We start from the raw sequence: 23,796 nt of genomic DNA, 5'->3' as shown, positions 1-23,796 counted from the left end.
CCTATTCCCAGTCTTCACGCTGCGGCTTCGGACCGTTGCCCATGCGCCGCTCCAGCTCCGCCGCTTCCGTCTCGGTGAGGCGCACATCCAGCGTGACCGTGCCGTCTTCGTTGTCTTCGCGAGCATCGACGATGGCGTGATTGTAGAGCCACGGCAACAATGCCAGCCTGTCGACGGGCAGCGTGATCGTCGTCTCGGTCAGGACACCGGAGAGCCGGCGGCTGATTTCGTCCATCAGGCGATCGACGCCCTCGCCGCTTCTTGCCGATACCGCGATGACGTTTTCGGCCGTCGATGCCTTTTGGACGATGGCGTCGTGGATCTCCGGTTCCAGGCGGTCGATCTTGTTCCAGACTTCGAGGATGCGCTCCGCCCCCTCCGCCTCGCCGATGCCGAGATCACCGAGGATTCGCATGACATCGGCGCTCTGCGCCTGATTGTCGTCATCAGAAAGATCGCGGACATGCAGGATCAGGTCGGCTTCCAAGACTTCTTCCAGCGTAGCGCGAAAAGCGGCCACGAGGTGGGTCGGCAGATCGGAAATGAAGCCGACGGTATCGGACAAGATGACGGTGCGGCCATGCGGCAGCTTCATGCGCCGTAGCGTCGGATCGAGCGTCGCAAACAACATGTCCTCGGCCAAGACCCCGGCGCCGGTGATCCGGTTGAACAGCGTCGATTTGCCGGCATTGGTGTAGCCGACCAGCGCCACGATCGGATGCGGCACCTTCCGGCGCTTGGCGCGATGAAGCTGACGGGTGCGCACAACCTGCTCCAGCTCGCGCTCGAGCCGGATGATGCGCTCCTGAAGCAAGCGCCGGTCGGCTTCGATCTGGGTTTCGCCAGGGCCGCCCATGAAACCCGCACCGCCCCGCTGACGCTCAAGGTGGGTCCAGCTCCGGACCAATCGGCCCTTCTGATAGTTCAGATGCGCAAGTTCGACCTGTAGCGTACCTTCCTTGGTGGAGGCGCGGCGGCCGAAGATTTCGAGGATGAGACCCGTGCGGTCGATGACCTTGGCGTTCCATTCCTTCTCAAGATTGCGCTGCTGCACCGGCGTGAGCGGATGATCGACGATCACCAGCCCGGCGTTGAATTCATCAAGCAGTGCGCGAATTTCTTCGATCTTGCCAGTGCCGAGTAGCGTCGCGGGACGGGGGTCGTTGATGGGCACGATCGAGCCGTTGACCACATTGAGGTCAATGGCCAGTGCGAGACCCTTGGCTTCTTCGAGCCGGCTCTCAGGGGAACGTGAGGTTATTATCGCGCTATCCGCCTGCGCTGAACGCGCCGAGCGCGCCTGCTTCAGAACGGGAACAACAACAACGGCATGCGTGTCATCCCGATGCTTTATTGCTTCCGGGATGATGGAATCATTTTTGGTATCGCGTGTCGTGATAGCGGCAAATCCTAGTTAGGATGCGACTTCTTCGCTCTCGAACATCTGCATCGGCTGACCAGGCATGATCGTCGAGATCGCATGCTTGTAGACGAGCTGCGAATGGCCGTCTCGGCGCAGCAGGACGCAGAAATTGTCGAAGGACGTAACAACGCCCGTAAGCTTTACGCCGTTAATCAAAAAGATCGTGAGTGAAATCTTTTGTTTGCGAACTGTATTGAGAAATAGGTCCTGCAAGTTCTGAGAACGTTCCGCCATCGCGCCGCTTCTTTCTTTTTTGCCAGCCTAAGCCGGTGAAATATCAAGATATACTGAGACCCCGGATAGGAGATATCCTCACTCTCTCCTCCCCAGCGATTGTAGGTATCAAATCGCAGTCTTTTCCGCAACGTCGAAAAAGGCTTCACGAATTTTCTGCGAAACGCTTCCAGGATGGCCATTGGCGATTGCCTCACCATCGATGGCAACCACAGGAAAACAAATACTTGTGGCTGCCGTGATGAACACTTCGCGCGCGGCCATCATCTCCTCGACGGAGAAGAAGCGCTCGACGATGGGAAGCTCTAATTTCGCGGCAACGTCGATCAGCGTCGTCCGCGTGATGCCGCGCAGAATGCCATGCTCGGCCGGTCGCGTGACGAGGTTGCCATCAGAATCGACGATCCAGACGTTGGTCGCGGCGCCTTCCTTCACCATGCCGTTATGGTCGATATAGATCGCCTCCTGTGCGCCGGCTTCCTTGGCCTGCTGGCGAACCAGGGCGTTCGACAAAAGCCCGACCGACTTGATATCGACCCGATCCCAGCGATTGTCGCGCACGGTAATGGCCTTGATGCCATTGGCATTTTTCTTGGCGATGACAGACTGATCGGTGCTCTTGGCGGTGACGACGATCGAGGATGGCGTTCCCGCCGGCGGGAAGACATGATCACGGCGCGCGACGCCGCGGGTCACCTGCAGATAGAACAGTCCATTGCGGACATGATTGCGGCGCAGGGTTTCGCGAATCACGTGGATGAGCGCCGCGCGGCTCATCGGCCAGGCAATGCGCAGCTCTCCGAGCGAGCGGTTGAGACGGTCGAGATGGCGGGTGAGATCAACGATCAAGCCGTGACGAACCTCGCAGACTTCGTAGACACCATCAGCGAACTGGTAGCCGCGATCCTCCACATGAACCATTGCGTCGCTGTGGTTGACATAACGACCATTCACATAAGCTATTCTCGGCATGGCAAATCCTGATCAGAATTTTATAAGAATATGAGAGAGTTGCGTGGCAGTTCTGATCTGCCACGCAACTGGCTTCAGACGCCGAGCGATTTCAGCTTGCGGTGCAGCGCCGAGCGCTCCATGCCGACGAACTCGGCCGTACGCGAAATATTCCCGCCGAAGCGGTTGATCTGCGCGATCAGATAGTCGCGCTCGAACATCTCGCGGGCTTCGCGCAGCGGCAAGGTCATGATGTGATAGTCGTTCTTGGCTGAAACCTTCGGCAGCATGTCGCCGAGGTCAGTCGGCAGCATCTCCGCCGTGATCGGCGTCTCCGGGCCATCCGTACGCGCCAGGATCATCACACGCTCGATATTGTTGCGAAGCTGGCGGATATTGCCCGGCCAATCATGCGCCTGCAGCACGGCCATGGCGTCGTCGCCGATCCGTCGCGAGCGGATGCCGGCCTGCTCGGAAATCTGCCGCATCAGTTGGTCTACGAGAAAAGGGATATCCTCGCGCCGTTCAGCAAGAGCCGGCACGCGTACAGGCACCACGGCAAGACGGTGGTAGAGATCCTCGCGGAACAGGCTTTCAGCAATCCGGCTTTCCAGATTGTATGCCGTGGACGATATGATCCGCACATCGACCTTCACCCGCTTCGAGCCGCCGACGCGCTCGAACTGCTGATCGACCAGCACGCGCAGGATCTTGTTCTGCGTCTCGCGCGGCATTTCACCGACTTCATCGAGATAGAGAATGCCGCGATGCGCCTCTTCCAGCGCGCCGATCTTGCGTGCCTGACCTGGCGATCCCTCGGTGCCGAATAGGGCAATTTCCATCCGTTCGGGCGTGATCGTCGCGGCGTTCAGCGCGACGAATGGACCGTTGGCCCGTGTCGACTTCTTGTGGATCATGCGGGCCACGAGCTCCTTGCCGGAGCCGGACGGGCCAAAGATCATCACGCGACTGTTGGTGGGCGAGACCTTGTCGATGGTCTGGCGAAGCTGCGAGACGGCGACCGACGTGCCGATCAGTTCGACGGCATCGCCCGTGCGGCGCTTAAGCTCCGAAACCTCGCGCTTCAGCTTGGAATTTTCCAACGCGCGTTCGGCGATCAGGATCAGCCGATCAGCCTTGAACGGTTTCTCGATGAAATCGAACGCGCCGCGTTTGATGGCGGAGACCGCGGTTTCGATATTGCCGTGACCGGAGATCATCACGACAGGCAATTCCGGGTGGCGCGCCTTGATCTCGTCCAGCAGCGACAGGCCGTCGAGCTTGCTGCCCTGCATCCAGATATCCAGGAAGATCAGCCGCGGCGCTCGATCGGAGATCGCTGCCAGAGCGCTATCGCTGTCAAACGCGGTACGAGTCTCATGCCCCTCATCCGAAAGAATTCCCGAAACGATTTCGCGAATGTCTTCCTCGTCATCCACCACGAGAATATCAGATGCCATATACGCTTTCCTTGTCACTTGCTGGCTGGGCGACGGCGGCCTGCTCACGGCGCGGCAAATGCACACGGATCATGGCACCCCTGCCCTGGTCGAAATCGGCGGGGGCATCATGCAGCTCAAGCTGCCCCCCATGGTCTTCAATGATCTTCTTGACGATCGCGAGTCCGAGGCCGGTGCCCTTCTCGCGCATCGTCATGTAGGGTTCGAGAATGCTGTGCCGGTTCTCGACCGGCAGGCCGCGGCCGTTGTCGATGACATCAACCGTAAAGCGGTCGCGTTCGGCGTCGAGGAACGAGCGGACAAGGACTTTCGGCTCCTCACGGGTCTCGCCGCTCGGCACGCCCTCGATCGCCTCGACAGCATTCTTGATGAGATTGCCGAAGGCCTGGCCGAGCATACGTGTGTCAAACATGCCCTCCAGCGGTTCATCGCCGAGTTCGCGCTCGAACTTGACGTGGTTGTTGCCCATTTCCCGCAGGAACACCGCATCACGCAGGATATCGCGCAGGTCGCTCGGTTCCATTGTCGGCTTCGGCATGCGGGCAAAGGAGGAGAACTCATCGACCATGCGGCCAATATCGCCGACCTGGCGGATGATCGTGTCGGTGCACTGATCAAAGACGGGGCGGTCGGCTTCGGCGATATTCTTGCCGAATCGACGGCGAATACGCTCGGCGGAAAGCTGGATCGGCGTCAGCGGGTTCTTGATCTCATGCGCGATGCGTCGAGCGACGTCGGCCCAGGCAGTCGAGCGCTGAGCGATGACCAGATCGGTAATGTCGTCGAGCGTGATGACGTAGGATTCGTTCGAGTCGCGCGATTCTTCTCGCGTCACCTGGACACTCAGCGTGCGCACGGTGCCGCCACGCACCAGGCTGATCTGCTTGCGGAAATCGCTGCGATGCCGTGTCGTCGCTTCGGTAACGACCTGATCGACCTCAGGCGCGATGTCAGCCAGGTTCTTGCCGACAAGCTCGTCGCTCTTCAGGGTCAACAGCTCTTCGGCAGATGTGTTGGCGATGGTGATCCGCCGGTCATGTTCAACGCCGATCACGGCTGCGGTCACGCCGGCAAGCACTGCTTCGATGAAGCGGCGGCGATCATCCACCTCGTCCTTGGCTTCGAGGATCTCGTCGCGCTGCGTGCGTATCTCGGAGATCATCTTGTTGAAGGTGCGCGACAGGCTGCCAACGTCACCATCGGCGGCGCGCACCGGCACCAGCACATTCATGTTGCCCGATGCGACATTGTCGGCGGCGCTGATCAAAAGCCGGATCGGCCGAACGATGCGATCGGCAACTGCGATCGCCGTCCAGATCGCTGCAAGAAGCACGATCAGCGCAAAGCCGATGTAAAGCACGGCAAAGGCAATCTGCAGGGACATGCGCCCCTCTTCCATCGCCTTGTATTCAGCCGTGTTGTCTTCGACCATGCGCATGGCATTCATGACGCGCGGATCGACGGCTCGGACCGTGTAGAGAAAAGCGCCGGGAATCTCGTCCAGCTTGATGACCGCACCGACGAGGTTGGTGACGCCAGGCGGTATCAGCGTCGGCTGGCCATCGGCCGAGGCGGCGAGCGCGTCCTTTGGTATGGCCGGCAAGGGACGCTCGGTCTTGATGTCGGCCTGAATAATCGCAGTGCCGTCAGGGCGCACCAGGAAAGCGCCAAGCAAACCGCGGCCCTTGGCCTGCCGGGTCATCAGATCGGCAAAACCGGTGCGATCGAGACTGTAGAGCGTGCGGTTACGCTCCAGGTCGTTCGCCATGGAAACGGTCTGGCCCTGCAGATAGCTGGCGTTCTCCATCAGATAGGCTTGCGCCACATTCTGCGAGGAACTGATGATCTGCTGCGTGCGCAGCGCAAACCAGCGATCAAGGCCGACATTCAGCGTCAAACTCGCGACGATCGCCACGAGGATCGCGGGCGTGATCGCGACGATGGAAAAGAGAACGACGATGCGGATATGCAGGCGCGCCGCCGCGCGGCCACGGCTGCGCGCTTTCAGAAGCCGCGCAACTTCACGCGCGATCAGGGCAATCAGCCCTAGAACGAACAGACTGTTGATCACGACCGAGGTGAAGACGACGGATGACGTAGGGGCAATCGGCGTCAACCCCAGCAGCAGGAGAAGCGTAGCAATCGCGCACAGCAGCGCGCCGCCGGCCAAGATCAGGCCGGGAAGGGCGAAGGATGCACGGCGGTCCGTCACCTTGACAACCGCCTCGTCGCTCGCCGCTGGCGACACCGCGTCCTGCTTCATTCCCAATCTCTCCGGGCACAGGCGACGGTCGGCGCCTTGGCCAAATTGCATCAGCACTGTTTTGGCGGCGGCACGAGCGACTGGCAAAGGCTGGAACCGTCATCCGGCTTCGCGCGGACGCAAAACCTACGCTTCAAATCACTTGAGCAATGATCTGAAATTTTTGAACAATTTCCCCTTGCGCAGTAACGCACTCGACGAATCGCCACCGCAAAAACCGTGAACCGGCTGCGTGACCTTTAAGCAACGCATTGTGGCGAAAATGCAACGCATCCGATCACATTGTCAAGCCGTGCGCGAGCTTCGGTAGACGGAAACACCCAGTTCTCTGATCTTTTTGCGCAGCGTATTGCGGTTGAGACCAAGCAGATCGGCGGCTTTGATCTGATTGCCGCGGGTCGCGGTCAGTGCGGCAAGGATCAGCGGATATTCCATTTCGGTAAGGACGCGATCATAGAGCCCCGGCGGCGGCAGATTGTCGCCGAAGCCGGCGAAATAAGTGCGCATATTCTCCTCGACCGCCTGAGCAATGGTCATGGAACCGGTGCGAACCGGGCCTTTTTCGATCGGGCTGTCGGGCACATCGGCGCGCAGCTCGGCATCGATGATCTCCTTGGTGATCACGTCCTGCGGATAGAGCGCCATCAGGCGGCGGATCAGGTTTTCCAGCTCGCGCACGTTTCCCGGCCAGGGATAGGCCTTCATCAGTTCCAGCGCTTCGTGATCGAACCGCTTCGAGCCGAGCCCTTCCTTTTCCGCCTGCTGAATGAAGTGGCGCACGAGATCGGGAATATCCTCGGCGCGGTCGCGCAGCGGCGGCAGGCGCAGCGGCACCACGTTGAGGCGATAGTAGAGATCCTCGCGGAAGAGGCCTTGGTTGATCGCCTGCTTCAAATCCTTGTTGGTGGCGGCAACGATACGGACATCCGTGCGGATCGGCGTACGGCCGCCGACGGTGGTATATTCGCCCTGCTGCAGGACGCGAAGAAGGCGGGTCTGAGCATCCATCGGCATGTCGCCGATTTCGTCGAGAAACAGTGTGCCGCCCTCGGCCTGCTCGAAACGACCTGTCGAGCGCGTCTGCGCGCCGGTGAAGGCGCCCTTCTCATGGCCGAACAATTCGGATTCGATCAGGTCGCGCGGAATGGCGGCCATGTTGATCGCGACGAAAGGACCATTGCGGCGCTTGCCGTAGTCATGCAGCGCGCGAGCCACCAGCTCCTTGCCGGTGCCGGACTCGCCCGTGATCATCAGCGTCAGGTCGGTCTGCATCAGGCGCGCCAGCACGCGGTAGATTTCCTGCATGGCGGCCGAACGACCGACCAGCGGCATACCGTCCTGCATGTCGTCATCGAGCTTGGCCGGCTTGCGCTTCGGTTCGGACAAGGCCCTGCCGATAATGGCGATCAGTTCCGTCAGATCGAAAGGCTTCGGCAGATAATCATAGGCGCCCTTTTCCGAGGCCTTGATCGCGGTCATGAACGTGTTTTGCGCACTCATGACCAGAACGGGCAGTTCGGGTCTTGCCTTCTTGATCCGCGGCAGCAGGTCGAAGGCGTTTTCGTCAGGCATAACGACGTCGGTTACAACGAGGTCGCCTTCGCCCGCAGAAACCCAACGCCAGAGCGTGGCGGCGTTGGACGTGATGCGCACATCGTAGCCCGCGCGGCTCAAAGCCTGATTGAGCACGGTACGGATGGCCGCATCGTCGTCTGCGACAAGGATCGTAGCTGTCATCGAGTAGTCCCTGTAGAGTTCGGAAGAGGAGCGTCTTCAAGTGTGGTGCCTTTGGAGGCAGGCATCAGGACGCGGAAAGTGGTGCGATGGTTCTGGCTGTCGCATTCGACGATGCCACCATGGTCACCGATGATCTTGGCGACCAGCGCCAGACCGAGACCGGTACCGTTCGTCTTCGTGGTGATGAACGGGTCGAAAAGATGCGGCAAGAGGTCGGCGGGCACGCCCGGACCGTTGTCGATCACACAGAACTCAAGCGGCAACGAGATCTTCTCGCGCGTACCGGCGACGGAAAGGCGGATACCCGGGCGATAGGCGGTCGTCAGCATGATCTCGCCATCCGACCGATCACCGATGGCTTCGGCAGCGTTCTTTACCAGATTAAGGAAAATCTGCACGAGCTGGTCTCTGTTCGCATATACCGCCGGCAGCGACGGGTCGTAGTTCTCGGTGACCTTGATATTGCGTGCAAAACCCGCCTTGGCGACCGCCTTCACATGATCGAGGACGGAATGGATATTGACCGGCACACGGTCGATCGGACGCTCGTCGGAAAAGACCTCCATGCGGTCGACCAACGAGACGATGCGGTCGGTCTCGTCGCAGATGAGGCGCGTCAGCCCGCGATCGTCATCCCCAACCGATTGTTCGAGCAATTGGGCTGCACCGCGGATGCCGGAAAGCGGATTCTTGATCTCATGCGCCAGCATCGAAGCAAGGCCGGTCACCGAGCGGGCGGCGGCGCGATGCGTCAATTGCCGATCGATCTTGTCGGCCATGGACCGTTCCTGGAAAACGATCACCACAGAGCCGGGCTCGCTCGAAACAGGCGCGACGTAGATATCCACCAGCTTATCCTGGCCGAGGCGCGGCGAGCTGAGATCGACACGGTATTCGTTGACCGGGCCGCGGCGTTCGCGCACCTGGTCGATTAGCGCCAGCAACGGACTGCCGAAGGGAATGAAGGTGGAAATTTCATGGCGCGCCAGATGCGAGGCGCTGGCGCCGAAGAAGGCTTCGGCCTCCCAGTTGGCAAAAGCGATCAGGCCTGCCTCGTCGACCATGACGACCGGGTTCTGGATCGCGTTGAGAACGGCCATGGCCACGCTGCCCATGTTATCCGCCGCTCCGGAATCGGATTTGGAACTCATGCGGCCTCCTGGGCGCCTTGGGCGAGATCGGACCCGGTCCGCAGGGCCGCATGGAACAATGCCGCCACGTCGCGGCTGTCTTTCGAAATCATGATCCCTGCCTTTTCCGCGCCTGTTATGGTGGGAGCGTAACGGTCCAGATACCAGCCGAGATGTTTGCGGGCATGGCGAATGCCAACGGCTTCGCCGTAGAACGCCAGCATCATCTGATAATGCTCAAGGGCGATATCGGCTACCTCACTGCGATCCGGTTCGCTGTGGCCGGCAAGCACGCCGGCATGCCATGGCCACCCCTGGCAGCCGCGACCGACCATGACGGCATCGGCGCCGGAACGGCGGAGTATCTCCCGCGCGTCCTCGGGCGTATCGACATCGCCATTGGCGACCAGCGGAATGGAGACGACATCACGAACGGCGCGGATCGCGTCCCAATCCGCCCTGCCCTCGTAGAATTGCATGCGCGTGCGGCCGTGGATGGTCACGAGCTGAATCCCGCCTTCCTCGGCGCGGCGGGCGATGTGCGGCGCGTTGATGGAATTTTCGTCCCAGCCGAGCCGCATCTTCAGCGTTACCGGAATATCGACCGCCTTGACCGTCGCCTCGATCAGGCTCAGCGCATGATCCGGATCGCGCATCAGCGCCGAACCGGAATAGCCGCCGATGACCTTCTTGGCCGGGCAACCCATATTGATGTCGATGATATCAGCGCCATTATCAGCGGCGATCTTCGCCGCCTCGGCCATCCAGTGCGCCTCGCGACCGGCCAGTTGCACCATATGCGGCTTCAGCCCGGCGCTTCTCAGCCGCGCCCAGGATTCGACCGTGTCCTGCACCAATTCGCGGCTGGCGACCATTTCGGTTACGACCAGGCCAGCCCCATAGCGCAGGGCGAGCTGCCGGAAGGGCAAATCAGTGACGCCAGACATCGGCGCGAGGATCACGCGATTGCGGATAGGCACTGGGCCGATGGAAAATGGGGCTGCAAGCTCGGACAAAAACAAATGATTATCTTTCAGGCACACCATATATCTGCACTATTTTTAGACAGTCTTGCGAGGCTTGCCAAGAGGTTTCGGAGAATACCGATATTTTTCGGGCAAATGCTGGAAAATGCCCATTCGAGGCGATAGACCCTGCTGGAGCGAGATCCCGCGTGGCGATCTGCTTGGCATGATCCGGTCCAAAACCTGTTCTACACTTTTGGAGGTCATGCTTCAGCGAAAGCCTTTCATCCCTGGGGGTTTATGACGCAAATGCACTCAATGCAACCGATGTCGGTCGGAATCGTGATCGTTGCTGCCGGGCGTGGCGAGCGGGCGGGATCGCCCGAGGAAGGCCCGAAGCAGTATCGCCCGATCGGCGGCCGGTCGGTTATTGCGCATACGCTTGAAAAATTCGTGACATGGCCGCAGGCGGCAAAGATCGTGATCGTCATCCACCGCGACGACGAAACTCTGCTCCAGGCCGCGCTGCAACAGCTTGCCGAATCACCTGAGGTCGGAATTGCCTTCGGCGGTGCTTCCCGCCAGCAATCGGTGCTTGCCGGGCTGCGGCAACTGGAAAATTCCGGCGTCACGCATGTCATGATCCATGATGCCGTGCGCCCCTTCTGCGACCATGCACTGCTCGATCGCGTCGCCGCAGCTCTGGCCGCCGGCGCACCTGCTGTGCTGCCCGCCATGCCGGTGACGGATACGCTGAAACGGGCGGGTGCTGATGCACAGGTGACGGAAACCGTATCCCGTGCCGGGCTCTACGCCGCGCAGACACCGCAATCCTTCCGATTCGCCGATATCCTGGCGGCGCATGAAAAAGCCGCAGCCGAGAATAAGACGGATTTCACCGACGATGCGGCGATCGCCGAATGGCGCAGCCTGCCGGTGACGCTGGTTGCCGGCAGCTCGGACAATGTTAAATTGACGGTCAAAAGGGATATCGCCATGGCCGATGAAAAGCTTTCCGCCGGCCTCCTGCCGGACGTTCGCACTGGCAACGGCTATGATGTCCACCAGCTCGAACCGGGCGATGGCGTGACGCTGTGCGGCGTCTTCATCCCGCATGACCAGAAGCTGAAGGGCCATTCCGACGCCGATGTCGCCCTGCATGCGCTGACGGACGCCCTGCTCGCCACCTGCGGCGCCGGCGATATAGGCGACCACTTTCCGCCCTCCGATCCGCAATGGAAGGGCGCACCCTCCCGCATCTTCATCGAACATGCGGCGAAGATCGTCCGCGATCACGGCGGCACGATCATGAATGCCGATGTCTCGCTGATCGCCGAAGCTCCGAAGGTCGGGCCGCACCGCGAGGCGATGCGCGCCAAACTCTCGGAGTTCCTGGGAATCAGCCTCGAGCGCTGCTCGGTGAAGGCGACCACCAACGAAAAGATCGGCTTCGTCGGACGCCGCGAGGGCATTGCGGCCATCGCCACGGCCACGGTCGTTTATCGTGGAGGCAAGGCATGACCCATTTCCCCGACGATATTCTGGCTCTCGCCCGCGGCATTATCACCGATTTCACAGCGAAGGGCTGGATGGTCGCCACGGCGGAATCCTGCACCGGGGGACTGATCGTGGGCGCCTTGACGGAAATTCCCGGCTCATCGGCGGTGGTCGACCGCGGCTTCGTCACCTATACGAATACGGCGAAGATGGAGATGCTGGGTGTTCAGGAGCAGACGCTCGTGCAGTTCGGTGCCGTTTCGAAAGAGACGGCACTGCAGATGGTGCACGGCGCCCTTTTCCGCTCCCGGGCCGACTTTGCCGTTGCAGTCACCGGTGTTGCCGGACCCGGTGGCGGCTCTGCGGAAAAGCCCGTCGGGCTGGTCCACCTCGCCGCCAAGGCGCGTAGTGGCGCACTCATCCATCATGAAATGCGCTATGGCGATATTGGCCGCGACAAGGTTCGGCTCGCCACTTTGAAGACTGCATTGGAAATGCTGATCACTCTCGGCGAGTAACGCCTACTCCCGCTTCAGGCGTAGATCTTCTTCGCGCGTGTCTCGAAGGCGTCCGTGAACATACGGAAAGCACGATCGAACATCGACCCCATCAGGGCGCCGAGGATGCGACTCTTGAATTCGTAGTCGATGAAGAAATCAATGCTGCAGCCGCCGTTTTCCGACGGCGTGAAGCGCCAACGATTGTCGAGATATTTGAATGGCCCGTCGATATACTTCACATCGATGGCCCGCTCCAGCTTGTTGAGCAGCACCTGCGTCGTAAAGGTTTCGCGGATCGCCTTGTAGCCGACGGTCATGTCGGCAACCAACAATATCTTGCCGTCACGTTCCTTGCGATTGCGGACAGTCAGCGCCTCGCAAAGAGGCAGGAATTCCGGATAACGCTCGACGTCGGCGACGAGGTCGAACATCTGGTCAGGCGAGTGCGGAACGGGGCGGTGCGTTTCAAACTGAGGCATGACCGGCAATTAAGCAGGACGGCTCAGAAGATCAAGAAGCTGGCGCATTTCGCGGCGGGATTTTAGCTGCAGAACCGGCACATCGGGGCCGTGTTCGGCGAGGCCCGCGACAACGCGCGGTGCGAATTTCTCCTCGAACGTCCAGATGAATCGCAGGAATTCCCAATCGACTTTCTCGATGCAGCCTGGTGCCATTTCGGGGCGCGTGCGGCCCATCCATTTGATCCAGCGGGAGACCGCGCCCCAGATGCACAGCAGCCGAGGCATCCGCACCCAGATGACGAAGTCGGTGCGCGGCAGGCGCACATCAAAAGTCGAGGGATTGGTGCCATCCATGATCCAGCGCTCGCCTTGCACCTGGGAGACGATGATGGCCCGCTGCTCGTCCCGTCCGCGCTGAACCCAGCCCGGCAGCCACAAGACGTCGCGGTCGATCGAGACATAGGTAAGGCCGAAGTCGGTGGCGATCTTCTGCGACAGGGTCGATTTTCCGCCGCCGGAACAGCCCATGACGAGAATTCGATTCGCCCGGCGGATATGATCAGCCGCTTCGGCGAGATCGTCCACTTCGGCACGCAATACAGGCATCGTCACTTGATCCATGACCACCTCTCAGATCTCGTTTCGGAGACGCGAAAGCAGCTCCTCGCCGTCGCGGTAGGATCTCAGCGTCACCACTGGCATATTGCCGCCGTGTTGCACCAACATCTCCTGAAACTGCGGCGCTTCGTTACGCTCGAACGTCCAAATGTATTGCAGGAATTTCCAATCCAACCGCTCGGGGCAGCCGGCAGCCATCTCGGGCCGCGACCGGCCCCGGTAGCGTAGCCAACGTGAAATCACGCCCCTCAAGGCAACATGCCGCGGCGGTCTTCGCCATATGACGATATCGGTGCGCGGCAGCCTCAACGGCAAGGTTCCGGGGCTGTTGCCGTCCATGACCCAACGCGGTCCGGCGACTGCTTGCTCGATCAGCGCGATCGCCTCCGGACGTGGCCGATGCTTCCAACCGGGCAGCCAGAAGATATCACGGTCCATTGATACGTAGGTCAGCCCGCGCAATCGCGCGATCGCCTGCGCCAGCGTGCTTTTGCCGGTGCCGGAGCAGCCAATGACGAGGATTCGATCCGCCTTCTCGACGATGTGAGCCGCGTGGTCTATGTCGACGGCATAAGGCAGCGCTTGCGGCGCGACGGCCTGCTCCACGGTCCAGCTCCATAGTCGATTCTAAAGCGCCGAAACCGGTAACAAACGGCGGCGTGTTCCGTAGGCCGCCTTGATGACAAAGAGATGGCGACGCGAACAAAAACCGCGGCACAATCGCCGCGGTTTGTTCGAAACGCAAGATTTAATCTTGTTAGGCTTACTCAGCGGCCAGCAGAACCTTTTTCTCGCGGGCAGCGCGCAGCCGGGCGAAATCATCGCCGGCGTGGTGGGAAGAGCGAGTGAGCGGGCTGGAGGCGACCATCAGGAAGCCTTTGGTATAGGCAACCGTCTCATAGGACTTGAATTCGTCCGGGGTGACGAAGCTCATGACCTGATGATGCTTTCGGGTCGGCTGCAGATACTGGCCGATGGTCAGGAAGTCGACGTCAGCAGTCCTAAGGTCGTCCATCAACTGCAGCACTTCGTTGCGCTCTTCGCCAAGGCCGACCATGATGCCAGACTTGGTGAACATAGTCGGATCGAGTTCCTTGACGCGCTGCAGCAGACGGATCGAGTGGAAATAGCGGGCGCCAGGGCGCACCGTCAGATACTTGGACGGTACCGTTTCCAGATTGTGATTGAAGACATCAGGCTTGGCGGCAACGACGCGTTCCAGAGCGCCTGGCTTGCGCAGGAAGTCCGGCGTCAGGATCTCGATCGTCGTTGCCGGCGAAGCGGCACGGATCGCCCAGATCACCTTTTCGAAGTGCTCGGCACCACCGTCTTCCAGGTCGTCACGGTCAACGGACGTGATGACAACGTGGCTGAGGCCCATTTCCTTGACGGCCTTGGCGACGTTTTCGGGCTCGGCCATATCGAGCGCATTCGGCTTGCCGGTCGAGACATTGCAGAAAGCACAGGCGCGCGTGCAAATCTCGCCCATGATCATGAAGGTGGCGTGCTTCTTGTCCCAACACTCGCCGATATTCGGGCAGCCGGCCTCTTCGCAGACGGTAACGAGCTTGTGTTCCTTCACGATCGAGCGGGTCTCGGCATAGCCCTTGGATGTCGGCGCCTTGACACGGATCCAATCCGGCTTGCGCAGGACTTCCGTATCCGGCCGATGCGCCTTTTCCGGGTGCCTGATGCGCTTTGCGTCTGGATTGACAGTGTCGAGAATCGTGACCATGAAACGTCTACTTTCCGCCGCTTACTCGCGGCACTTTCATCGCCGGACGAGTTTGGCGAGAAATATCAGAATGCATGCACCGATGAAACCGGTGACGAAAAAACCAAGCCGGCCGCCGGGCACACCGACATGCAATTGCACCAGAATGCCCGCGGCAATGACCGAGCCGGCAATGCCAAGAACGATGTTGAGGATGATGCCGTAGCGCACCTCCATCAGCTTGCCCGCGAGCCAACCCGCAAGCCCGCCGATGATGATCAGACCAAGCCAGCCTACGCCTTCCATCGCGCCTTTACCCCCACGCTATCGCCCTTGCAAGAAGTACCACAATGATCGCGCCGACCGTTGCATGAATGATTTCAACCACGAGCGCATTTTGTATGCCCAGCGAAATTCCAAACCAATTAAACAGGAACCCGCCCACGAAAGCACCAATCACGCCACTCAACAAACAACTGATCAGGCCGCCACCGCCAACAACCAGGCTGGCGAGAAATCCCGCCACCAGACCGATCAGCAGAAAGACGATCCAAGCCTCAGTACCGATAGACATGATGATTTCCTTTGTAAATTTCCACCCTCTGGATAGAGGGCGAACCAGGAAATTATCAAGCGTTCAGCACCCGGCCGTAGGCGTCCAACACGGCTTCCTTCATCGTTTCCGAAACAGTCGGATGCGGGAAGATCGTGTGCATCAATTCCTCTTCCGTCGTCTCAAGGTTCATAGCGACGACAAAGCCCTGGATCAGTTCGGTAACTTCGGCGCCGACCATGTGCGCACCGAGCAGTTCGCCTGTCTTCTTGTCGAAGATGACCTTGCAAAGCCCCTGGTCCTCGCCGAGCGCAATCGCCTTGCCGTTGGCGGTGAACGGGAAGCGGCCGACCCGGATGTCACGGCCGAGTTCCTTTGCCTTGGCTTCCGTCAGACCGACCGAGGCAACCTGCGGCTGGCAATAGGTGCAGCCCGGCACCTTGCTCTTGTCGGTCGGATGCACGTTCGGCAAGCCGGCGATCTTCTCGATGCAGACTACCCCTTCATGCTCGGCCTTGTGCGCCAGCATTGGCGGGCCGGCGACGTCGCCGATCGCATAGATGCCCGGCACGCTGGTCTTGCCGTAGCCGTCTATAACGACACAACCGCGATCCGTCTTCACGCCGAGCGCTTCCAGGCCGAGATTCTCGATGTTGCCCTGCACGCCGACGGCGGAGATCATGCGGTCAGCCGTGATCTGCTGCACCTTGCCGTCTTCAGTCTCGATATGGGCGGTGATGCTGTTCGCACCCTTGTCGACCTTGGTGACCTTCGTCTTGGTGAAGATCTTCAGGCCACGCTTTTCCAACTGCTTACGGGCGATGCCGGAAATTTCGGCGTCTTCGACCGGCATGATGGTTGGCATGATTTCGACGACGGTGACATCGACGCCGAGCGAACGATAGAAACTCGCAAATTCGATGCCGATCGCGCCGGAACCCATGACCACCAGCGACTTCGGCAGGAAATCCGGCTTGAGCGCTTCGAAATAGGTCCAGATCAGCTTGCCATCCGGCTCGATGCCCGGCAGGGCACGCGGGCGGGCGCCGGTGGCGACGATGATGTGCTTGGCGGTGTACGTGCCCTCGCCCTTGACGTTCTTCGGCAGCGGATGCTGCGGCTCGACGACAGGCTTGGTCGATTTGCCCACGACGATTTCGCCGGGCTTGGTGATCTTGGCCTCGCCCCAGATCACGTCGACCTTGTTCTTTTTCATCAGGAAGCCGACGCCCATGTTGAGGCGAAGGGAAACGCCGCGCGAACGGGCGACGACCGCCTTCACATCGGGCGTAACCTTGCCTTCCAGAACAAGGCCGTAGTCTTTCAGATGATTGGAATGATCGAGGATTTCGGCCGAGCGCAACAGCGCCTTGGTCGGAATGCAGCCCCAGTTCAGGCAGATACCGCCCAGGTGCTCTCGTTCGACGATCGCCGTCTTCAGGCCAAGCTGGCCGGCGCGCACGGCGGCAACATAGCCGCCAGGGCCAGAGCCGATGATGATGACGTCGTAATTCTCAGCCATATGTTTCCTGCCTTTGGTTGGCGGCCAGTCGAAGCTCAGCCTGCCTTAATTTTCCCGGAGCCCGATAGCGAACCGAAGCACCGCAAGGATATGGAGCGGCTTTCGAGTAAGATCGCACTCAATCAAATGGTTAAAGCCCGAGCATCATCCGAACGATCGGTTCGAGGCCACGGCCGAGCGCCCGCGTGTTTTCCGCATCGAGATGCACGCCGTCGAGCGGCGTGGTGACGGCGACTGTGCCTGCATCGAAAAAGCCGCAGCCCAGCTCGTCGGCCAGGTCGCGATAAAGCGTAGCAAGCTTCGCCGACTCCTTGACCGCGCCGAGGAAATGAGCGGCGAAGGCAGCATTGGCGGTCTCACTGATGGGTGGGGGAGCCACAATCAGAATGTCGGGGACATCGTATTCAAAACCCCATGTATGACTGCGCACCAGCTGAATCAACCGGCTGACGCCCTGCAAGGCCGCAAAGGCCGAACCGGCGATCACCGGCTTCATGTCGTTGGTGCCCAGCATGATAATGACGAGATCGAGCGGCGCGTGCGTCTGCAGGATCGTCGGCAAGACCTTCACACCATTGCGGTCGCAATCGGCGAGATGGTCGTCGAAAGCCGTGGTGCGGCCGTTCAGCCCTTCCGGAATCATCCGGGCCTGATCGCCGAGCGCCTTCTGCAGCACGCTCGGCCATCGATCTTCGAAGGCATGACGATCGATCGTCTCGGCGTTATAGCCCCATGTCAGCGAGTCGCCATAACACAGAACGGTCTTGGTCATTCATGCCTCCGTTTGACGACAAGGCTCAGACGAGCATACCCATCGGGTTTTCGATATAGCCCTTGAAGGCTGCCAAAAGTTCCGCGCCAAGCGCACCGTCGACACAACGGTGGTCGGTCGATAAGGTGACGCTCATCATGGTGGCGATGGCCATTTCACCCTTCTTGACGATCACACGCTGCTCGCCCGCGCCAACGGCCAGAATGGTCGCATGCGGCGGATTGATGACAGCCGAGAAGTTCTTAACGCCCATCATGCCCATATTGGACACAGCGGTCGTGCCGCCCTGGTATTCCTCGGGCTTTAGCTTGCGCTCCTTGGCGCGCTTGCCGTAGTCCTTCATCTCATTGGAGATGGCAGACAGCGTCTTCAGCTCGGCGCTGCGGATGATCGGCGTGATCAGACCGCCCGGGATGGACACGGCAACACCGACATCGGCGTGCTTGTGCTTGACCATGTTGTTGTCGGTCCAGGAGACGTTGGCTTCCGGTACATCGCGCAGCGCCAGCGCCAGGGCCTTGATGACCATGTCGTTGACGGAGAGCTTGTAGGCCGGAACGCCATCCTTCGACTTCGGAGCAGCATCGTTGAGCTGCGAACGCAGCGCCAACAGTGCATCCAACTCGCAATCGACGGTGACGTAGAAATGCGGAACGGTCTGCTTGGATTCCTGCAGGCGCTTGGCAATGGTCTTGCGCATGCCGTCGTGTGGCACGAGTTCGTAGGAACCGGGTTCGAACAACTTCAGAACGGCGTCTTCCGACATGCCTTTCGGCGCTGCTGCGGCCGGAGCCTGAGCGGCCGCGGCCGGCTGGGCAGCGGGAGCGGCCGCCGGAGCAGCCTTTGCAACGCCACCGCTGGCAACAGCGGCTTCGATGTCCTTCTTGATCACGCGGCCATGCGGGCCGGAGCCGACGAGCGCAGTCAGATCGATGTCGGATTCCTTGGCAAGGCGGCGCGCGAGCGGCGAGGCGAAAGTGCGATGACCATCCGTTGAAAGGGCAGCAGGCACGACTGGCGCAGGCTGCGCGGCCGGCGCGGATTGGGCCGGAGCCGCCTCCGCCTTCGGCGCTGGTGCCGCTGCGGCAGGCGCAGCGGTCTGAGCGGCCGGCGCAGCAGCGGCGCCGGAGGCAGCCGCGGAAACGTCCTCGCCTTCGCCAGCCAGGACCGCGATCAGCGCATTGACCTTGACGCCTTCGGTGCCCGCGGGAACGACGATCTTGGCGACGGTGCCTTCATCGACGGCTTCGACTTCCATCGTTGCCTTGTCTGTCTCGATCTCGGCGATAACGTCGCCTGACTTGATCTTATCGCCTTCCTTGACCAGCCACTTGGCGAGGTTGCCCTCTTCCATGGTCGGCGAGAGGGCAGGCATGGTGATGTTGATAGGCATCGAAGAGCCCTCCCCTTATTTGTAGCAAACGGCTTTCACCGCATCGACCACTTCGCCGACGCTCGGAAGCGCCAACTTCTCGAGGTTGGCGGCGTAGGGCATGGGCACATCCTTGCCCGCGATCGTCAGGATCGGCGCGTCGAGATAATCGAAGGCCTGCTGCATGACGCGGGTGGCGATTTCAGTGCCGACGGACGACTGCGGATAGCCTTCCTCGACGGTCACCAGGCGACCGGTCTTCTTGACGGATTCGATGATCGTCGGCAGGTCCATCGGACGGATGGTGCGAAGGTCGATCAGCTCGACATCGATGCCCTGGGCTTCGAGCTCGGCGACCGCCTTCGTGGCATAGGTCATGCCGATACCGAAGGAGACGACCGTTGCGTCCTTGCCGGAACGATGGATGCGGGCCTTGCCGATCGGCACAACGAAATCATCGAGCTTCGGCACATCGAAGTGCTGGCCGTAAAGGATTTCGTTTTCAAGGAAGATGACTGGGTTCGGATCGCGGATCGCCGCTTTCAGCAGGCCCTTGGCGTCGGCTGCCGTGTAGGGCACGACCACCTTGAGGCCTGGAATGTGGCTGTACCAGGCCGCATAATCCTGGCTGTGCTGAGCCGCTACGCGCGCTGCCGCGCCGTTGGGGCCGCGAAAGACCATCGGGGCACCCATCTGGCCGCCGGACATATAGAGCGTCTTGGCGGCGGAGTTGATGATCTGGTCGATCGCCTGCATGGCGAAGTTGAAAGTCATGAACTCGACGATCGGGCGAAGGCCAGCCATGGCGGCACCGACGCCGACGCCGGCAAAACCGTGCTCGGTGATCGGGGTGTCAATCACGCGGCGTGGACCGAATTCCTGCAGCAGGCCTTGGGTAACCTTATAGGCGCCCTGGTATTCGGCGACTTCTTCGCCCATGACGAAGACGTCCGGGTTGGCGCGCATTTCTTCGGCCATGGCGTCGCGCAGCGCTTCACGCACCGTCATCGACACCATTTCCGTGCCGGCCGGAATTTCCGGATCGGCGGGAGCCGCTTTCGGCTGCGCCGCAACGGGTGCTGGAGCAGCGGCGGGTGCCGGAGCTTCGGCCTTGACCGGCTCGGCGACCGGAGCGGCCTTGGCGGTCGAGATGTCCGAAGCGGACTCGCCGTCCTGCAACAGGATCGCGATCTTGGTGTTGACCTTGACGCCTTCGGTGCCGGCTTCGATCAGCAGCTTGCCGATCGTGCCTTCGTCGACAGCTTCCACTTCCATGGTGGCCTTGTCGGTCTCGATTTCGGCGATGACGTCACCAGAGGCGACCTTGTCACCTTCCTGCTTGAGCCATTTCGAAAGGGTGCCCTCTTCCATCGTCGGAGAAAGGGCGGGCATGAGAATATCGATGGGCATGGATCGTCCCTCCCCGAATTAGAGCAGAATGTCGGTGTAGAGCTCGGAAGCATCCGGCTCCGGATCGGCCTGGGCGAAATCGGCGCTGTCGGCGACGATATCGCGAACATCCTTGTCGATGGCCTTCAGCTCGTCTTCCGACGCCCAACCCTTTTCCAAGAGACGGGCACGAACCTGCTCGATCGGGTCATGCTCGGAGCGCATCTTCTGCACTTCGTCCTTGGAGCGATACTTAGCCGGGTCCGACATGGAATGGCCACGATAGCGATAGGTCAGCATTTCCAGAATGATCGGGCCCTTGCCGGAACGGCAATACTCGACCGCTTCATCGGCGGCCGCCTTCACGGCGCGAACATCCATGCCGTCGACCTGGATACCGGGAATGCCGAACGAGGAGCCGCGCTTGGAGAAGTCGGCCTGCGCGGTTGCGCGCGCCGTCGATGTGCCCATGGCGTAGCGGTTGTTCTCGATCACGTAGATCACCGGCAGCTTCCAGAGCTGCGCCATGTTGAAGCTTTCGTAGACCTGGCCCTGGTTGGCAGCGCCGTCGCCGAAATAGGCGACACTGACATTGTCATTGCCGCGATACCAATTGGCGAAACCGAGGCCGGTACCGAGCGAGACCTGCGCACCGACGATGCCGTGGCCGCCGTAGAAGTTCTTTTCCTTGGAGAACATGTGCATGGAGCCGCCCTTCCCTCGGGAATAGCCGCCCCGACGTCCGGTGAGCTCGGCCATGACGCCGCGGGCGCTCATGCCGGTCGCCAGCATGTGGCCGTGGTCACGATAGCCTGTGATGACCTGGTCGCCGTCCTTCAGCGCCAACTGCATGCCGACGACGACGGCCTCCTGGCCGATATAAAGGTGACAGAAGCCGCCGATGAAGCCCATGCCGTAAAGCTGGCCGGCTTTCTCTTCAAAGCGGCGGATCAGCAGCATCTCACGATAGGCCTTGAGCTCCGCATCGCGGTCGAATTCCGCGATTGCACCACCGTTGGTGTCTTTGACAGGCTTGGATGTTGTCTTGCGGCTGGAAACGGACGCGGATTTTCGCGGCGCCATTCAACCCTCCCTATGTGAGTAGCCTCGTGTTGTAGTGTCGCGTAACATAGGGAAGATTGTTCGCCACAGCAATGCTATAATTGCATGGCTCATATTCTTCACAAGCGGTTGATATGCTTATGAAAAAGGCTGTTAACTGAAATTCGGTTAATTGTGACTATTTGTTGAAGATAACGATTTCGTCGGCTTTGGAATAGGTCAATTGATAGCGCGCATATTGATCGAGCATATCCTTGTCCAGCGAGCCATCGCTGAGCAAAGCTACTTCCTTTTCAAGGTGTTCGCGCTTGGCAACGAGATCGGCGAGCTCCTTGCTGCGATCGATGCGCTGCTGCTCGAAGACCTCGGTTGCCTTCAGACCGTAGTCGCCATGAATGCAGTGATAGCCGAAATAGCTCACGAAGGCGATCGTGATGGCGGGAAGAATGAAACGGCCGAACTTTCGCTTCTTATGATATTTTGTCCACATACTCGCTTGCTCAAAACGCTCTACCGAGAATGATCCCGAACCTCAGGTCCGCGCGGCGGAAATGCGAAGCGGTTCCGGATAAGATCACGCTAAATCAAACATCCATGAAGACACTAGCCGTGAGAGATTAACCATCCGTTGACTCTGCCATTTTTCCAACAAAAAACCGCGCCCGGAGGCGCGGTTCAAGATCAGGAAAATATTGGCTTATAAGGCGACTCGGATCGTTATCCGATGCGAACAAGCCTTTCTGAAAACCCTGCGGATTTTCAGGGGCATGAACTATCAGCCGCGAATGATGGAGCGACCGGCATATTGTGCCTGGGGGCCGAGCGCTTCTTCGATGCGGATGAGCTGGTTGTACTTGGCCATGCGGTCGGAACGCGACAGAGAACCCGTCTTGATCTGACCGCAGTTGGTGGCAACCGCGAGATCGGCGATGGTGTAGTCTTCGGTTTCGCCGGAACGATGCGACATGACGGCGGTGTAGGCTGCCTTATGGGCGGTTTCGACGGCGTCGAGGGTTTCGGTCAGCGAGCCGATCTGGTTGACCTTGACGAGGATCGAGTTGGCGACACCCATGCGGATGCCGTCGCGCAGGCGGCCGGAATTGGTGACGAAAAGATCATCGCCGACGAGCTGCGTCTTCTTGCCGATCAGATCGGTCAGAGTCTTCCAGCCTTCCCAATCGTCTTCAGCCATGCCGTCTTCGATCGAGGCAATCGGGTATTTGGCGGCGAGTTCGGCGAGATATTCGGCCATCGCGCCCGATTCCAGAGTGCGGCCTTCGCCCTCCATGACGTATTTGCCGTCCTTGAAGAATTCCGTCGAGGCGCAGTCGAGGCCGAGATAGATGTCTTCGCCCGGCTTGTAGCCAGCCTTCTCGATCGACTTCATGATGAAGTCGAGCGCTTCCGGCGCGCTCTTGAGATTCGGAGCGAAACCGCCTTCATCGCCAACATTGGTATTGTGGCCGCCGGCGTGCAGTTCCTTCTTGAGGACGTGGAAAACTTCAGAGCCCATGCGCACGGCATCGCGGAGGGTATCTGCGCCGACCGGCAGGATCATGAATTCCTGGAAGTCGATTGGATTGTCGGCATGGGCGCCGCCGTTAATGATGTTCATCATCGGAACCGGCAGCAGGCGGGCATGAGCACCGCCGACATAGCGATAGAGCGGCAGGTTGGCGCTCTGGGCGGCAGCCTTGGCGACGGCGAGCGATACGCCGAGGATGGCGTTGGCGCCGAGGCGCGACTTGTTCGGCGTGCCGTCAAGCTCGATCATGATGTTGTCGATCTGGATCTGGTTCTCGGCGTCGATGCCGCCGATCGCGTCGAAGATCTCGGTATTGACGGCTTCGACGGCCTTCTCGACACCCTTGCCATGATAACGCTTGCCGCCGTCGCGAACTTCAACGGCTTCATGCGCGCCCGTGGACGCGCCCGACGGAACCGCTGCGCGGCCCATGCTGCCATCTTCGAGGTAGACATCGACTTCGACGGTGGGATTACCACGGCTGTCGAGAATCTCGCGGGCGATAATGTCGGTGATTGCGGTCATGATAGCTTCCTGCTCGCTGGTTATAAATCGATTTAAATGGTCTTAACCGAAGGCGCGGAAATTACAATGTCGATCCGCGCCGCGATTTGGCACTGCTACAGGCCGCGTAGCGCATTTTAATGT

23 protein-coding genes are annotated in these 23,796 nt (G+C 60.2%); 2 read left to right on the top strand and 21 right to left on the bottom strand.

Annotated features, from left to right (window positions below):
* Position 1 precedes the first annotated feature (1 nt).
* From hflX to dusB, 8 genes are all read right to left on the bottom strand, one after another.
* Positions 2–1,354, bottom strand: coding sequence for a GTPase HflX (gene hflX / locus PY649_RS06950; RefSeq protein WP_285867554.1), 1,353 nt, complete (start codon positions 1,352–1,354; stop codon positions 2–4).
* Between the two features lie 60 nt (positions 1,355–1,414).
* Positions 1,415–1,657, bottom strand: a complete 243-nt coding sequence (gene hfq / locus PY649_RS06945; protein WP_007693481.1) for an RNA chaperone Hfq — start codon at positions 1,655–1,657, stop codon at positions 1,415–1,417.
* Positions 1,658–1,765: 108 nt separating this feature from the next.
* On the bottom strand, positions 1,766–2,629 hold the full coding sequence (locus PY649_RS06940; RefSeq protein WP_285867480.1) for a D-amino-acid transaminase: 864 nt from the start codon (positions 2,627–2,629) through the stop codon (positions 1,766–1,768).
* 74 nt (positions 2,630–2,703) lie between these two features.
* On the bottom strand, positions 2,704–4,068 hold the full coding sequence (gene ntrX, locus PY649_RS06935; RefSeq protein WP_285867479.1) for a nitrogen assimilation response regulator NtrX: 1,365 nt from the start codon (positions 4,066–4,068) through the stop codon (positions 2,704–2,706).
* Entirely contained in the window at positions 4,058–6,331 is a 2,274-nt protein-coding gene (locus PY649_RS06930; RefSeq protein WP_285867478.1) for a sensor histidine kinase NtrY-like, read from the bottom strand. The genes ntrX and PY649_RS06930 overlap by 11 nt, the downstream gene beginning before the upstream one ends.
* A gap of 285 nt (positions 6,332–6,616) precedes the next feature.
* Positions 6,617–8,068, bottom strand: coding sequence for a nitrogen regulation protein NR(I) (gene ntrC, locus PY649_RS06925; protein WP_285867476.1), 1,452 nt, complete (start codon positions 8,066–8,068; stop codon positions 6,617–6,619).
* Positions 8,065–9,219, bottom strand: coding sequence for a two-component system sensor histidine kinase NtrB (locus tag PY649_RS06920; RefSeq protein ID WP_285867475.1), 1,155 nt, complete (start codon positions 9,217–9,219; stop codon positions 8,065–8,067). Before PY649_RS06920 ends, ntrC begins: the two co-directional genes overlap by 4 nt.
* Positions 9,216–10,244 carry a tRNA dihydrouridine synthase DusB gene (dusB, locus tag PY649_RS06915; protein ID WP_285867473.1) on the bottom strand — a complete coding sequence of 343 codons (1,029 nt, stop codon included), beginning with the start codon at positions 10,242–10,244 and terminating at the stop codon, positions 9,216–9,218. Before dusB ends, PY649_RS06920 begins: the two co-directional genes overlap by 4 nt.
* A 219-nt stretch (positions 10,245–10,463) precedes the next feature.
* Between dusB and PY649_RS06910 the strand changes: the two genes are divergently transcribed.
* Together PY649_RS06910 and PY649_RS06905 are read left to right on the top strand one after the other, a co-directional pair.
* A complete protein-coding gene (locus tag PY649_RS06910; RefSeq protein ID WP_285867472.1) occupies positions 10,464–11,684 on the top strand; it encodes a bifunctional 2-C-methyl-D-erythritol 4-phosphate cytidylyltransferase/2-C-methyl-D-erythritol 2,4-cyclodiphosphate synthase in 1,221 nt (406 codons plus the stop codon).
* Entirely contained in the window at positions 11,681–12,178 is a 498-nt protein-coding gene (locus PY649_RS06905) for a CinA family protein (protein WP_285867471.1), read from the top strand. Before PY649_RS06910 ends, PY649_RS06905 begins: the two co-directional genes overlap by 4 nt.
* A 14-nt stretch (positions 12,179–12,192) precedes the next feature.
* On the opposite strand, the gene PY649_RS06900 is transcribed toward PY649_RS06905, so the two are convergent.
* From PY649_RS06900 to eno, 13 genes are all read right to left on the bottom strand, one after another.
* Entirely contained in the window at positions 12,193–12,639 is a 447-nt protein-coding gene (locus PY649_RS06900; RefSeq protein WP_285867470.1) for a type II toxin-antitoxin system RatA family toxin, read from the bottom strand.
* A 9-nt stretch (positions 12,640–12,648) separates the two neighbouring features.
* Entirely contained in the window at positions 12,649–13,227 is a 579-nt protein-coding gene (locus PY649_RS06895; RefSeq protein ID WP_432761333.1) for a P-loop NTPase family protein, read from the bottom strand.
* 24 nt (positions 13,228–13,251) lie between these two features.
* On the bottom strand, positions 13,252–13,845 hold the full coding sequence (locus PY649_RS06890) for a P-loop NTPase family protein (RefSeq protein WP_285867468.1): 594 nt from the start codon (positions 13,843–13,845) through the stop codon (positions 13,252–13,254).
* Between the two features lie 157 nt (positions 13,846–14,002).
* Positions 14,003–14,974 (bottom strand): lipoyl synthase, encoded by a 972-nt coding sequence (gene lipA, locus PY649_RS06885; protein ID WP_285867467.1) that lies wholly within the window; start codon positions 14,972–14,974, stop codon positions 14,003–14,005.
* 36 nt (positions 14,975–15,010) lie between these two features.
* Positions 15,011–15,259, bottom strand: a complete 249-nt coding sequence (locus tag PY649_RS06880) for a GlsB/YeaQ/YmgE family stress response membrane protein (protein WP_285867466.1) — start codon at positions 15,257–15,259, stop codon at positions 15,011–15,013.
* Positions 15,260–15,266: 7 nt separating this feature from the next.
* On the bottom strand, positions 15,267–15,527 hold the full coding sequence (locus PY649_RS06875; RefSeq protein ID WP_285867465.1) for a GlsB/YeaQ/YmgE family stress response membrane protein: 261 nt from the start codon (positions 15,525–15,527) through the stop codon (positions 15,267–15,269).
* Between the two features lie 55 nt (positions 15,528–15,582).
* Positions 15,583–17,028, bottom strand: coding sequence for a dihydrolipoyl dehydrogenase (gene lpdA / locus PY649_RS06870; RefSeq protein ID WP_285867464.1), 1,446 nt, complete (start codon positions 17,026–17,028; stop codon positions 15,583–15,585).
* Positions 17,029–17,158: 130 nt separating this feature from the next.
* The gene (locus PY649_RS06865; protein ID WP_285867463.1) at positions 17,159–17,800 is read right to left on the bottom strand and encodes an SGNH/GDSL hydrolase family protein; all 642 of its coding nucleotides are present in this window, start codon (positions 17,798–17,800) and stop codon (positions 17,159–17,161) included.
* A gap of 25 nt (positions 17,801–17,825) precedes the next feature.
* The gene (locus tag PY649_RS06860) at positions 17,826–19,193 is read right to left on the bottom strand and encodes a pyruvate dehydrogenase complex dihydrolipoamide acetyltransferase (RefSeq protein ID WP_285867462.1); all 1,368 of its coding nucleotides are present in this window, start codon (positions 19,191–19,193) and stop codon (positions 17,826–17,828) included.
* A 15-nt stretch (positions 19,194–19,208) separates the two neighbouring features.
* Positions 19,209–20,582, bottom strand: a complete 1,374-nt coding sequence (locus tag PY649_RS06855; protein WP_285867461.1) for a pyruvate dehydrogenase complex E1 component subunit beta — start codon at positions 20,580–20,582, stop codon at positions 19,209–19,211.
* Between the two features lie 18 nt (positions 20,583–20,600).
* A complete protein-coding gene (gene pdhA, locus PY649_RS06850; RefSeq protein WP_285867460.1) occupies positions 20,601–21,644 on the bottom strand; it encodes a pyruvate dehydrogenase (acetyl-transferring) E1 component subunit alpha in 1,044 nt (347 codons plus the stop codon).
* Positions 21,645–21,801: 157 nt separating this feature from the next.
* On the bottom strand, positions 21,802–22,113 hold the full coding sequence (locus tag PY649_RS06845) for an FtsB family cell division protein (protein ID WP_285867459.1): 312 nt from the start codon (positions 22,111–22,113) through the stop codon (positions 21,802–21,804).
* Between the two features lie 285 nt (positions 22,114–22,398).
* Positions 22,399–23,673 carry a phosphopyruvate hydratase gene (gene eno, locus PY649_RS06840; protein ID WP_285867458.1) on the bottom strand — a complete coding sequence of 425 codons (1,275 nt, stop codon included), beginning with the start codon at positions 23,671–23,673 and terminating at the stop codon, positions 22,399–22,401.
* Positions 23,674–23,796: the final 123 nt, after the last annotated feature.

Source organism: Rhizobium mayense (assembly GCF_030272705.1).
GTDB lineage: Bacteria > Pseudomonadota > Alphaproteobacteria > Rhizobiales > Rhizobiaceae > Rhizobium > Rhizobium mayense.
This window is presented reverse-complemented; position numbering and strand designations above follow the sequence as displayed.